Below are 11682 nucleotides of genomic sequence, written 5' to 3' on the forward strand. Positions count from 1 at the left end.
GAAAGCCGCCGGTTTGCGCTAAACAGGCGGCGACGTCCTCGTAGCTCAGCAGGATAGAGCACCAGATTCCTAATCTGGGGGTCGCAGGTTCGAATCCTGCCGGGGACGCCATTCTTTTCAAGCCTTACAGCCTTCACCCCAGTACCGCCGCCGCCGCCGCGCGGCCCGAGCGGATCGCGCCCTCGATGGTCGCCGGCAGGCCGGTGGCGGTCCAGTCGCCGGCCAGCACCAGGTTCGGCCACGCGGTCCGGCTGGCCGGGCGGCGGGCGGCCTGCTCGGGGGTCTGCCGGAACGTCGCGCGCTTCTCCTTGACGATCCGACCGGGCGGCAGCGCAGCGCCCGGCGTGCCGAGGGCGGCGGCGGTGTCGCGCCAGAGAAGCGGCAGCAGCGCCTCGGCCGGCTGCCCGGCCAGGTCGTCGGCGGCGCTGACCGTGGCGCTGGCCAGCCGGTCGCGCAGGAACACCCAGTCGACCGTACCGCCGAGCAGCCCGAGCAGCGGCGCGCCGCCCGGCAGCCGCCCCGGCCGGTCGAGCAGGAAATGGGCGTTGACGATCGCCGAGCTGCCGCGCGGGACCGTCAGGTCCGGCAGCAGCCCTTCGGCGACCGGTGCCGGCACCGCCAGCACGACCGCGTCGGCCGGGCCGAGGGCGACCGGCCCCTGCGCGAAGTCGAGGGCGACGACCCGGCCGTCGCGGCGCTCGAGCCCCCGCAGCCGGCGGCCGAAGCCGATCGCGACACCGCGCGTCGCCAGGGTCGCCAGCGCCGGCTCGACGAAGGCGGCGGCCAGGCCGTCGCGGGCGACCAGCGGCCGGCACCGGCGGCCGCCCCGCCCGAAGCTCTCGCGCAGCACCGGCAGCAGCAGGCTGGCCGCCGCGACCTCCGGCCCGGCGTTCAGCGCGGCGACCGTCAGCGGCCGCCAGAGGCGCTCCATCAGCGGGCCCGGGCCCAGCACCTGCATCACCGTCGCGCCAGGCCGGGCGGCCAGCAGGCGCAGCGCCTTCAGGTAGTCGAGCGCGCCGCTGTCGGGAACCCGCCGGCCGGGGGCGAATATCCACCAGGGCAGCGGGCCGGGATTCGGCCGCAGCGTCCAGGACCGGCCGCCGGCGAGGTCGAGGAACGGGAAGGCGGCCTCGGCCGGGCCGACCAGGCTGCCGGCGGCGCCGGTCTCGTCCAGGTAGTCGAGGGCGGCGCGGTTGCCGGCCAGCAGCAGGTGGTTGCCGTTGTCGATGCGGCAGCCGAGCGCCCTGTCGTCGTAGGAGCGGCAGCGCCCGCCGGCCTGGCCGGCCGCCTCGTGCACGGTCACCGCCCGACCGGACCGGCTCAGCGACAGCGCGGCGGCGAGCCCGGCCAGCCCGGCGCCGACCACATGGACATGCCCGGCCCGGGAGGCGGCGGCGGCGGTCACGGGATCAGGTGGCGGAGCAGCAGCAGCTTCCGCCAGGCCGGCAGCGCGATGCGCCGGCGCGGCTCGCGCCAGCCGGCGGCCTCCAGGCGGTCGAGCAGCGGCTCGTAGCTGGCCGTCATCAGCACCACCGGCCGCAGCCGGCGGCGGTCGCAGCGCGCCATCAGCGCCCGCGCCTCGGCATAGCGCTCGCGGGCGACCGCCGCGAGGTCGCGGCAGACCGCCGGCAGGGCGGGGTGATCGAGCACCGCCTCGGGCACGCGCGCGGCGATGCCGTGGTGCTCCAGCAGCTCGGCCGGCAGGTACAGGCGGCCGTCGGCGGCGTCCTCGCCGAGGTCGCGCAGGATGTTGGTGAACTGCAGGGCCTCGCCCAGCACCACCGCCAGCTCGGCGGCGGCCGGCTCGTCGGCGCCGAAGCAGCGGACCGACAGCAGCCCGACCGCCCCGGCGACGCGCCGGCAGTACAGCCGCAGCTCGGCCATGGCCGGCGCGAGGTTGCGGGCGTCCAGGTCCATCTCCATGCCGTCGATCACCGCCTCGAACTCGGCGCGCGGCAGGTCGTAGCGGCGGATCGCCGGCTGCAGGGCGAGCGCGATCGGGTCGGCCGGCGGCCGGCCGTCGTACAGGCCGTCGATCTCGGCCCGCCAGGCGTCGAGCCGGGCCCGCTGTTCGGCCGGCTCGCCCGGCTCGTCGACGATGTCGTCGACCGCCCGGCAGAACGCGTAGACGGCGTAGATCGCCCGCCGCCGCGCCGGCGGCAGCACCCGCATGCCCCAGAAGAACGACGACCCGGCGCCGCGGACCACCGCCTCGGCGCGGGCGGCCGCCGCCTCGGCGTCGAGGATGGCGGCGGCGCTCATGCCGGCCGCCGATGGCCGGCCAGCCGGCGGAGCAGGCACAGCGCCGCCGCGGTGCCGCCGTGCCACAGCATTGCCGGCCGCGACAGCCGGACCGGCCCGGCCAGCGGGTCGCGCGTCTTCAGGGCGGCGCTCAGCACCTCGGCCAGCCGCAGGATCGCCGCCGCCTCCAGGGCCAGCCGGGTCGAGCGCAGGGCCAGGGGCAGCGGCCGGGCGGCGGCGAGCAGCCCGTCGACCCGGTCGAGGCAGCGGTCGAGCACCCGGCGCAGGCCGGGGCCGGCGGCGTCGGCGGCGAGCTGCTCGACGGTCGCGGCCTCTGCGGCCAGCCAGTCGGCGGGCAGGTAGACCCGGTCGAGCGTCCGGTAGTCGTCCCGGCAGTCCTGCAGGTGGTTGATCACCTGCAGCGCCGCGCACAGGGCGTCGGAGGCCGGGACGCAGGCGGCGTCCTCGCCGTGCAGGTCGAGCAGGAAGCGGCCGACCGGAGCGGCGGACGCGGCGCAGTAGCCCATCAGGTCGTGCCAGTCGTCACAGCGCCCTGTGACGGCATCACGCTCGAAGGCGTCGAGCAGCCGCAGGGCGTGCGCCACCGGCACGCCGGCCGCCGTTAGGGCCCGTCGGGCCCGGGCCGCGACCGCCGGGGCGTCCGTCCGGCCTTCCAGGGCCTGCCGGAACGCCCCGAGACGCAACAGCTTGTCCTGCGGGGCGAGGCCGGGGTCGTCGGCGACATCGTCGGCCGCCCGGGCCACGGCATAGAACGCCTTGACCGTCGGGCGCAGCCGCGCGTCGATCAGGAGCGAGCCGACCGGGAAGTTCTCGTCGTCCGCGCCCTTGCCGGACGGGACGGCGGCTTCCGGTACTGCGGCGGCGGGGCCTTGGGGGTCCGTCGGGGTCATGTCGCCGGGCGATGTCTGCCGAGTCCGGACGCTATCACCCGGTCGGAGCGGGCGGCAACCGGCCGGCGCCACCGTCACCCGACCGGCCCGCCGCCGTCGACCGTCCGCCCTGCCATGAAATGGGTCTCCACCACCAGGTCGAAGTCCTCGATCGACCGGACCGGCCAGAGGCCGCGAACGATCGGAAGCCAGTCCGGTACCGGGCCGGCGAACCCGATCAGGTGGATGTGCAGGGTCCGGCAGTGCCGGTTCTCCGGGTCGAAGCGGGGATTGTCGGGCGCGATCGCCCGGAACAGCGCGACATGACAGCTGCAGCCGAGCGCCTGCAGCGCCGCCAGGATGTCCGGCACCAGTGGGCGCCGGTCGGCCTCGGCCGAGATCACCAGGCGGTCGTGCACCAGGCCGGTCATGCCAAGCAGGATACGCGCCTCCATCCCCTCGGCGTCGATCTTGACCAGCCGCGGCCGCGGCGCGCGCGGGGCGAGGAAATCGTCGAGGCGGACCGACGGGCAGGGCAAGCGTCGGTGCCATTGCCGGTGCTCGTCGATGTGGTTGCTGCCGTAGTTGGCAGTGCGGGTCAGCTCGAACTCGTCGATGGTGACGGTCCCGGCGCTGTCCGCGACCGCCAGCGGATAGACCGTGACGCCGGGGTTGTGGAACGTGTTCGCGCTGGCCAGCCGGTAGCAGTCGGGCTGCGGCTCGAAGCCGATGATCGTCGGGTGCGGCGGCTGCACCGCCAAGGCCCGGGTGATTACGCCGATGTTGCAGCCGACGTCGATCACAGTGTCGCCGGGCGAAAGCAGCCGCTGGTAGAACTTTACCTCGTTCGAGCCGTACTCTCCGAACCGCCGCAGTGCCTCGGACACGCCGCTGTCGTTCTCGAAGCCGTACATCGGACCCCAGCGGGTCCGGAGCAGTTCGATGCCGGGACGCGGGGGCAGCGCCTGGGTCGGATTCGCCTGCGCCATTCCGGTCACGCTCCCGCTGGTTGGAGGGCGATCTAAAGACAGGGCCGCCGCCTGCCCGTCAATCCCTGTTCCGCTCGGGGCGGCGCCGGTCCCCGGTGCGTGGGGCCCGCCGTCAGCCGCCGGCCTGTCCGCGCCGCCTGACGTAGTGCCGGTGCGCCTTGGCGCGGTTGCCGCATTGGCTCATGGAGCACCAGCGACGGTTGGCACTCTTGCTGTCGTCCAGGAACAGCCAGCGGCAGCGCTCGTTGGCGCATTGCCGGACCCGGGTAAGCCGCGGACCGGTCAGCAGGTCGCCGGTCGACCACAGCACCGGCGTCAGCAGGGCATCCAGGCCCGACGGTACCGGAATGCGCCAGGCGAAGCGGTCGCCATGCGGCTCCAGGCGGACCCGCGCCGGGGCCCGTGCCAGCCCGCCGTTGATCGCCAGGAGGTCGTCGACGGCCGGCTCGCCGCCGCCGGTGCGCGCCGCGAACACCGCGTACAGGGCTTCCCGCAGGCGCAGGGCGTCGTCGAGCCGGCGCCGGCCTTCGCCGGGATCGCCGCGCCAGCGCTCGCGCAGGGCCGCGATGACCGCCGGCAGGCCGCCGGTCGACTCCGCCCAGTCCAGCAGCGACTCCGGTTCCGTCAGCGTCTCGGTCGCCGGGTCGCTGCCGCGCCAGAACCGGGTGTTCGCGAAATCCAGGCAGAGATCGTCGCGCGGCGCCGGGACGATCACGCCCGGGGACGCGGCCAGCGTCGGCATCGTCATGGCCCGACCCTACTAACCGGCATGGCGGTTGACAAGATGTCGATCCCAAGGCATATAACCATCATGATGGTTATCAATGATCGGCATCCCGCCGGTCGGTCTGCAAGAGGGAGGCCCCGCATGCTCGACCACGTCTCCATCGGCGTCCGCGACATCGCCGCGACCCGCCGCTTCTACGACGCGGCCCTGGCGCCGCTCGGATACAGCTGCCTCAGCGCCGGGGCGGACACGCTCGGCTACGGCCGAGGCGACGTAGCGTTCTGGATCTCCCAGAGCCCGCGCCCGGTGCCGGCCGACGAAGGGTCGGGGCTGCACTTCTGCTTCACCGCCGGCAGCCGGGCGGCGGTCGACGCTTTTCACGCCGCCGCGCTGGCGGCCGGCGGCCGGGACAACGGGGCGCCGGGGCTGCGCGCGAAGTACGGCGCCGACTACTACGCCGCCTTTGCGGTCGACCCGGACGGCTACCGGATCGAGGCGTATTGCGGGAAGGCGGGATAGCGGCGGCGACCGGGCCGCCGGCCGGTTACTGCCGGCGGGTGGTCCGGCGCATCAGCAGCACGGTGGTGACCAGGCCGGCCAGGAAGGCCGCGGTCAGCATCAGGAAGCCGTCGTGGAAGGCGAGCTCGTGCGCCTTCAGATCGAGCAGGCGGCCGACATAGGCCAGGGCGGCCCCGTGCCGGTCGCTCTCGGCCACACCGATCCGCGCGAGCCGCTCCGACAGCATCGCCAGCAGTTCGCCCAGCGCCACGTTGCCCGAGGTCTGGGTGGCGGTCAGGGCCTGCAGGTGGCTGGCGATCCGGTCGTCGATCAGGATCGCCAGCGCATTGACCCCGATCGCCGCACCGGTCATGCGGATGAAGTTGAGGGTGCCGGCGGCCGACGGCACCATGTCCCGGGGCACCGCCGACATTGCGCCCAGGTTCAGCGACGGCATCACCAGGCCGAGCCCGACCCGCCCGAGCGCCACTAGCAGCGCCAGCGTCCAGAAGCCGGTGGCGATCTCCGCCGTGGTCAGCCACAGGCAGGACAACGCGAACACCAGCAGCCCGAACGAGATCGGCCAGATCGGCGGCACGCTGTGCGACAGCCGGCCGGCGATCGGGAACACCGCCATCGCCACCATGCCGCCGGGCAGCAGCATCAGCCCGGCCTTGGTGGCGGTGAAGCCCTGCACCGTCTGCACCATCACCGGGACCAGGAACAGGGTGCCGAACATCCCGGCGCCGAAGACGAAGGCGACGATCGCCGAGGCGGTGTATTCCCAGACCGAGAACAGCCGGAGCTGGATCAGCGGCGCGGCATGGCTGGCCTCGCGGTACAGGAACCAGGCGAAGCAGGTCGCGGAGCCGACCAGCATCAGGAAGCTGCGATGGGCGTCCCATCCGTTGCGCTGACCCTCGGTGATGCCGTTCAGGAACAGCCCGATCGCCAGGGTGATCAGGGCGAAGCTGAGCAGGTTCAGTCCGGGGCGGCGGGCCGACGGATCCCGGGCCGGCAGGTAGACCCAGGCCATCGCCGCCGAGATCGCCATGATCGGCACCGGTGCGGTGAACACCCAGCGCCAGGCGACGGTGTCGACGATGATGCCGCCCAGGGTCGGGCCGATGGTCGGGCCGAGCACGATACCCATGCCGAACCAGCCCATGGCCCGGCCGCGCTCCTCCGGCGGGTAGGCGAGGAACACCGTGCTCATGGCCAGCGGCTGGATGATCCCGGCGCACACGCCCTGCGCGACCCGGGCCAGCACCAGGCCGCCATAGGTCGGCGAGGTCTGGCCGATCACCCCGGCGACCACGAAGATGGCGACCGCGCCCAGGAACGAGGCGCGCGGCCCGAACCGTCCGACCAGCCAGGCGTTCAGCAGCATCGACACGGTCATCGCCGACAGGAAGCCGGTGGCCATCCAGTGCGCCTGGTCCTGGCCGATGCCGAACGCGCCCATGATGTCGGGGATCGCGACGTTGACCATGGTCGACGACATGATCATCGAGATCATGGCGATCATGGTCGTGATGGTGACGCCGAGCTTGCTGATCGGGGGGGCGGGCGCCGGCGCTGCGGCGGCGGGTCGGGGGTCGGCGGTGGCGCTCACCCGGCCTCTCAGAACGACCAGAACCGCGGATTGGGCGCGTCGATGCTGACCTCGACCATCATGCCCGGCCGCAGCCGGCCGTCGTTCTGCGCCACCGCGATCCGCACCTCCAGGCGCTGCGTCACCTTGGTGAAGGTGCCGGACTCGTTGAGCCGGGGCAGCAGCGCATACTGGCTGTTGGCGGCCTGCCCGACCCGCTCGACCCGGCCTTCGAACAGCTCGCCCGGATAGGCGTCGACCGTGATGGACACGGTCTGGCCGGGGACGATGCGGCCGACCTCGGTCTCGCGGACGTTGGCCTCGACCCAGATCGCCGCCGGATCGTGCATCGACATCAGCCGTTGGCCCTGCTCGACCCGCTCGCCCGGCGACGCGAAGGTGCGGCCGATCACCCCATCGATCGGGCTGACGATGGTGTGCTGCTCCAATTCGACGCGCAGGCGTTCGCGACGGGCCGCGACCTCCGAGAGCTCGGCCTCCAGGCGGCTGCGCTCGGCCCGCTTGACGCCGATCTCCGCGAGCTCTGCCCTGGCTTCGGCGATCCCGGCGCGGGCGCTGGCGATCGCCGCCTCGGACCGGGTCAGCTCCTGGAGGGCCCGCAGGTAGTCGGTGTGGCTACGGTCCAGCCGGGCCGAGGAGATCGCGCCGGTCCTGGCGAGCGCCTGTGCCCGGTCGTAGTCGGCCTTGGCGAACTCCAGTTCGTGATCGTACAGCTCGCGCCCGGCCGTCGCCTCCCCGAGTTGCGCCTCGGCGCGCGCGATCCGGCTCTCGCTGCGTTCGCGGATCATCGCCACCTCGGCATCCAGCCGGCCGATCCCGGCCAGCAGGGTGGCCTGCTCGGCGTCGGTCTCCTCCAGACGCAGCCTTGCCTCGCGATCGTCGAGCCGCAGCAGCACCTGGCCGCGGGTGACCGTGTCGCCGTCGTCCACCAGCCGTGCGGTGACCCGGCCGTCGACCTCGCTGGCGATCGCGATCAGGTCGGCCCTGATCCGGGCGTCGGTCTCGTGGACGAACAGCAGCGTCGAGCGGCCCCACAGCGCCGCCAGCCCGGCCAGCAGGCCGAGCACCAGCAGGAACAGCGACAGCCGGACCCAGAACACGGTGGTGCGCCGCCGCCGCGCGGGCGCGGCGGCCGGTGCGGCCCGTTCGCTCAGGGTCGCGGGTTCTCCCGGTTTTGGTGACAGTTCGTTCATGGCTGGGCATTTCCAGCGTCCATTGTTCTTCAATTCATGGGATATGGCAAATCAATGAACGCGCGTTTCACCGTCTGCGGGTCGGCGCGCGGCTCAGCCGCGGCCCGCCGGGTCGTCGAGGGATGCAGGCGTGCAGGCAGGCGAGCAGGAATGATTCATCCTCCATTAACCGTTGCCGGGTGATAACGTCGGCGGTGGTCGTGAGAGGGGCGACGGAGCGAATGGGGCTGAGATGACGATCGTGACCGTCGAGCCGCCGAAGGTGCAGGACGACCTCAGCGAGGTCGATCGCGATTCCCTGCACACGCTACCCCTCAAGATCGTGCCGCTTCGGCTGGCAGCCCTGAGCCGTGCTCGCCTGATCAAGACCTCCCGGCTGGAGTCCGAGATCGAACTGTTCCGGGATGCCGGGGTCGGCCTGATCTCCATCAAGTCTCTGCCCGATTTCATCCAGGCCGATCCGGAGGACGTCGAGGCCGATCTCGAGATCCTGCACCGGCTCGGCGACCTGAACAGCTTCGACGTGTTCTCGCTGCGGAATTCGCTGCGCGACCTGAAGATCGACGTGCGCTCGGCCTCAGACCTCCAGCTGTCCGGCTCGATGGAGGAGAAGCTGACGGAGTACATGAAGTCGTTCACACGCCCGCTGGTCGTGAACGTGTTCGGCGCCACCAACGACAATATCAAGAATTCCGGCCAGATCATCCACATGTTCACCAACATCGACCGCGACGTCGCGTTGAAGAACATGCGCAAGATCGCGCAGATGATGGGCATCACGATCGCCGACATCCCCGACTTCCTCGAGAAGTACGGCGACATCTACCTGTCGCTCTCGTATTTCCGGCAGTGCCTGGACGAGATCGTGCCGAAGTTCGACCAGTTCACCGAATGGATGGAGGAGGTGAAGACCACCATCCTGCGTGAGAACCGGCAGCTGATGGACAAGTGCTCGTTCGTCAATGACGGGCTGAACGAGGTCCTGAGTTCGGTCACCGGCCGGTTCGAGTCGTTCGACCGGAACTCCCAGACGTTCTGGGAGAACATCTCGATGGACAGCTTCCAGGCCCTGCACCGGCTGATCATCGCGCATCACGAGACCATCGGCGGCGTGCTGTGCGGCCTCACCGTGAAGCTGAATTCCTGGGAGCAGAAGTTCCCGAACCACGCCGGCAGCCCCCAGAAGCGGGCCGACTTCATCCTGGCGGAGATGGCACCGGGCCTCGACCGGCTGATCCGGCTGGAACGGTCGGCGCCCTCGACCACCATGTGACGGCAAGGCCGTAGCCTAGCCGCCCTCCCGCCCTCCATCCCGATCCCGCCGGTTCGATCCGGCCAGCAGGGCTCCGGTCACGAAGCCGGTCGCATGCGCCAGGAATGCCACCGGCTCGCCCTCCTCGAAGGCGATCCCGGCGACCTGGAATATCAGCCAGACCGCCACCAGGGGCAGCACCGGGACCGCCAGGCGGCGCAACCCGAACCGACCGCCGCGGGTCCGGGTCGGCAGCGCCAGCGCGACCCGGGCGTGCGGCGCGCGTCTTGCCGCCGCCCCGATCAGCCCGGCCACCGAGGCGCTGGCGCCCAGGATCGGGATCGTGGAACTCGGGGTCGCGGTGGCCTCGACCGCCAGTCCGGCGACCCCGGCGATCAGGAAGACGGCGAGCAGCCGCCAGGGGCCGGTACGGGCCTCGGCCGGCGGGCCGACGAACAGCAGGGCGGCCAGGTTGCCGATCAGATGGCCGGCGCCGCCATGCAGCCACTGGGCGGTGACCAGGGTGGCGATGGGCGGAACCAGATCGATCTGCGGTGCCGGAATCCGCAGCCCCCACAGATGCGCCGGGACCACGCCGAGCGCCAGGATCGCCTGCATGTCCTGATAGGCGTCCAGGCGGAACTGCCACACGAACACGGCGGTCAGGGCGAAGGCCACCGCGAGCGTGGCGATCGGGATGCGGCTCATGGGGCCGAGGTGGGATCGCCGGCCGGCCGCGTCCAGTCCGGATCAGTCGTTGAAGAGCTTCTGGAACGGTATCGAGTACACGACCACCAGGGATTCGACGCCCGGGTTGCGCTCGTCCAGGCCGGCGTTCGAGATGTGCGTGAACGACAGGCCGAGCCGCGAATAGTCGTCGAAACGGTAGGCGACCTCCAGGCCCGAGCGGAACTCGACCGGGTGACCGAGGTCCTTGCCGTCGCCGTTGCCGTACACCCCGACCGCGAAGTTCGGCGTGGCCACCCAGCGCTTGCCGAAGAACACGTCGATCCCGACCCCCACATAGCCGTATGTGGCGGCGTCGGTGGTCGCAGCGACGCCGACGAACGGGGTGAAGAAGAACAGCTTGTTCTGTTCCGAGAACCGGTACTCCAGCCGCGCTTCACCGGCCCCCTGGTCGTCGAACAGGTCGTAGTAGCCGGCTCCCAGGCTGATGAAGGCCGGTTCCTCGGCGGTTGCCGGGACCGCGGTGGCGAGCAGGGCGGCCAGGCCGAGCAGCAGACGACGCACGATGCAGATCCCCCGTTCAGGTGAGCGGGCGCATCATACCGGCGCCCGGCGGGTCGGCAAGGGCCGGTGCCGCAGCGTCCACGAATTTGGCTCGCCCAGCGGTTGCGGGTCGTGACAAGTCGACCCGGTCCTGGGAGAATTGGCCCGATTCGGGTATATTCACGAATCGAGAATTCGCACCCCACTCGAGGATCGAGGATCGGCGCTATGGGTATGCGCGTTCGCGAGGACTACCGCAGCATCTCCGGCCCCGAGAAGGCCGCCATCCTGCTGATGTCGCTCGGCGAGGAACAGGCCGCCAAGCTGTTCGGCCAGATGGACGACGAGGAGATCAAGGAGATCTCCCAGGTCATGGCCGGCCTCGGCACGGTGTCGTCGAACATCGTCGAGCGGCTGTTCGTCGAGTTCGCCGAGCAGGTCTCCTCGACCGGCTCGCTGGTCGGCTCGCTGGACTCCACCGAGCGGCTGCTGACCAAGGTGCTCGGCGAGGACCGCGTCCAGGACATCATGGAGGAGATCCGCGGTCCCGCCGGCCGCACCATGTGGGACAAGCTCGCCAACGTGAACGAGCAGGTCCTGGCGAACTACCTGAAGAACGAGTACCCGCAGACCGTCGCGGTCATCCTCGGCAAGATCCAGCAGGCCCACGCCGCCAAGGTGCTGGCGACCCTGCCGGAGAACTTCTCGATGGAAGTGGTCATGCGCATGCTGCGCATGGAGGCGGTGAACAAGGAGATCGAGAAGGACGTGGAGCGGGTGCTGCGCACCGAGTTCATGTCCAACCTGGCGCGCACCAACCGGCGCGACAGCCACGAGATGATGGCCGAGATCTTCAACAACCTGGACCGCTCGACCGAGAGCCGGTTCCTGTCGGCGCTCGAGGAGCGCAACAAGGACGCCGCCGAGCGCATCCGCTCGCTGATGTTCACCTTCGAGGACCTGCAACGGCTGGATCCGGCCGGCGTGCAGACGCTGCTGCGGGCGGTCGACAAGGACAAGCTGGTGATCGCGCTGAAGGGCGCGTCG

General features: G+C 71.4%; 12 protein-coding genes and 1 tRNA gene. 4 read left to right on the top strand and 9 right to left on the bottom strand.

From position 1 onward, the window contains the following. Window positions 1-34: 34 nt before the first annotated feature. A tRNA-Arg gene (locus RIC31_RS17775) sits at window positions 35-111 on the top strand. A 22-nt stretch (window positions 112-133) separates the two neighbouring features. Here RIC31_RS17775 and hpnE read toward each other — a convergent pair. The 5 genes from hpnE to RIC31_RS17800 form a co-directional block, all read right to left on the bottom strand. After that, complete coding sequence (hpnE, locus tag RIC31_RS17780; RefSeq protein ID WP_350110742.1) at window positions 134-1405, bottom strand: hydroxysqualene dehydroxylase HpnE; 1272 nt, start codon at window positions 1403-1405, stop codon at window positions 134-136. Beyond that, window positions 1402-2262 (bottom strand): presqualene diphosphate synthase HpnD, encoded by an 861-nt coding sequence (gene hpnD, locus RIC31_RS17785; RefSeq protein WP_350110745.1) that lies wholly within the window; start codon window positions 2260-2262, stop codon window positions 1402-1404. Before hpnD ends, hpnE begins: the two co-directional genes overlap by 4 nt. Next, window positions 2259-3152 carry a squalene synthase HpnC gene (gene hpnC, locus RIC31_RS17790; RefSeq protein ID WP_350110748.1) on the bottom strand — a complete coding sequence of 298 codons (894 nt, stop codon included), beginning with the start codon at window positions 3150-3152 and terminating at the stop codon, window positions 2259-2261. Before hpnC ends, hpnD begins: the two co-directional genes overlap by 4 nt. A 74-nt stretch (window positions 3153-3226) precedes the next feature. Continuing rightward, on the bottom strand, window positions 3227-4120 hold the full coding sequence (locus RIC31_RS17795) for an FkbM family methyltransferase (protein WP_350110751.1): 894 nt from the start codon (window positions 4118-4120) through the stop codon (window positions 3227-3229). 112 nt (window positions 4121-4232) lie between these two features. Next, window positions 4233-4868: a CGNR zinc finger domain-containing protein gene (locus RIC31_RS17800; protein WP_350110754.1), complete on the bottom strand. Its 636-nt coding sequence runs from the start codon at window positions 4866-4868 to the stop codon at window positions 4233-4235. A gap of 120 nt (window positions 4869-4988) precedes the next feature. Here RIC31_RS17800 and RIC31_RS17805 point away from each other — a divergent pair, with 120 nt between their 5' ends. Then, window positions 4989-5366 carry a VOC family protein gene (locus RIC31_RS17805; protein WP_350110759.1) on the top strand — a complete coding sequence of 126 codons (378 nt, stop codon included), beginning with the start codon at window positions 4989-4991 and terminating at the stop codon, window positions 5364-5366. A gap of 25 nt (window positions 5367-5391) precedes the next feature. On the opposite strand, the gene RIC31_RS17810 is transcribed toward RIC31_RS17805, so the two are convergent. Further along, window positions 5392-6960 (bottom strand): DHA2 family efflux MFS transporter permease subunit, encoded by a 1569-nt coding sequence (locus RIC31_RS17810; RefSeq protein WP_350110762.1) that lies wholly within the window; start codon window positions 6958-6960, stop codon window positions 5392-5394. Window positions 6961-6968: 8 nt separating this feature from the next. Further along, entirely contained in the window at window positions 6969-8153 is a 1185-nt protein-coding gene (locus RIC31_RS17815) for an HlyD family secretion protein (protein ID WP_350110766.1), read from the bottom strand. A gap of 232 nt (window positions 8154-8385) precedes the next feature. Between RIC31_RS17815 and RIC31_RS17820 the strand changes: the two genes are divergently transcribed. Further along, the gene (locus RIC31_RS17820) at window positions 8386-9426 is read left to right on the top strand and encodes a hypothetical protein (RefSeq protein ID WP_350110769.1); all 1041 of its coding nucleotides are present in this window, start codon (window positions 8386-8388) and stop codon (window positions 9424-9426) included. A gap of 15 nt (window positions 9427-9441) precedes the next feature. On the opposite strand, the gene RIC31_RS17825 is transcribed toward RIC31_RS17820, so the two are convergent. Beyond that, the gene (locus RIC31_RS17825) at window positions 9442-10113 is read right to left on the bottom strand and encodes a rhomboid family intramembrane serine protease (protein WP_350110772.1); all 672 of its coding nucleotides are present in this window, start codon (window positions 10111-10113) and stop codon (window positions 9442-9444) included. Window positions 10114-10155: 42 nt separating this feature from the next. Beyond that, window positions 10156-10656, bottom strand: a complete 501-nt coding sequence (locus RIC31_RS17830) for an acyloxyacyl hydrolase (protein ID WP_350110775.1) — start codon at window positions 10654-10656, stop codon at window positions 10156-10158. Between the two features lie 207 nt (window positions 10657-10863). Between RIC31_RS17830 and RIC31_RS17835 the strand changes: the two genes are divergently transcribed. Then, window positions 10864-11682, top strand: an 819-nt coding sequence (locus RIC31_RS17835; protein WP_350110778.1) for a flagellar motor switch protein FliG, incomplete at its 3' end; no start/stop codon positions are given.

It is taken from the genome of Thalassobaculum sp. (assembly GCF_040219615.1).
GTDB lineage: Bacteria > Pseudomonadota > Alphaproteobacteria > Thalassobaculales > Thalassobaculaceae > Thalassobaculum_A.

What these genes read in the sequence shown, in the direction of transcription:
- hpnC (WP_350110748.1), bottom strand. Translation starts at nt 3,152, where the DNA reads ATGACCCCGACGGACCCCCAAGGCCCCGCCGCCGCAGTACCGGAAGCC.
- RIC31_RS17815 (WP_350110766.1), bottom strand. Translation starts at nt 8,153, where the DNA reads ATGAACGAACTGTCACCAAAACCGGGAGAACCCGCGACCCTGAGCGAA.
- hpnD (WP_350110745.1), bottom strand. Translation starts at nt 2,262, where the DNA reads ATGAGCGCCGCCGCCATCCTCGACGCCGAGGCGGCGGCCGCCCGCGCC.
- RIC31_RS17800 (WP_350110754.1), bottom strand. Translation starts at nt 4,868, where the DNA reads ATGACGATGCCGACGCTGGCCGCGTCCCCGGGCGTGATCGTCCCGGCG.
- RIC31_RS17825 (WP_350110772.1), bottom strand. Translation starts at nt 10,113, where the DNA reads ATGAGCCGCATCCCGATCGCCACGCTCGCGGTGGCCTTCGCCCTGACC.
- RIC31_RS17805 (WP_350110759.1), top strand. Translation starts at nt 4,989, where the DNA reads ATGCTCGACCACGTCTCCATCGGCGTCCGCGACATCGCCGCGACCCGC.
- RIC31_RS17795 (WP_350110751.1), bottom strand. Translation starts at nt 4,120, where the DNA reads ATGGCGCAGGCGAATCCGACCCAGGCGCTGCCCCCGCGTCCCGGCATC.
- RIC31_RS17820 (WP_350110769.1), top strand. Translation starts at nt 8,386, where the DNA reads ATGACGATCGTGACCGTCGAGCCGCCGAAGGTGCAGGACGACCTCAGC.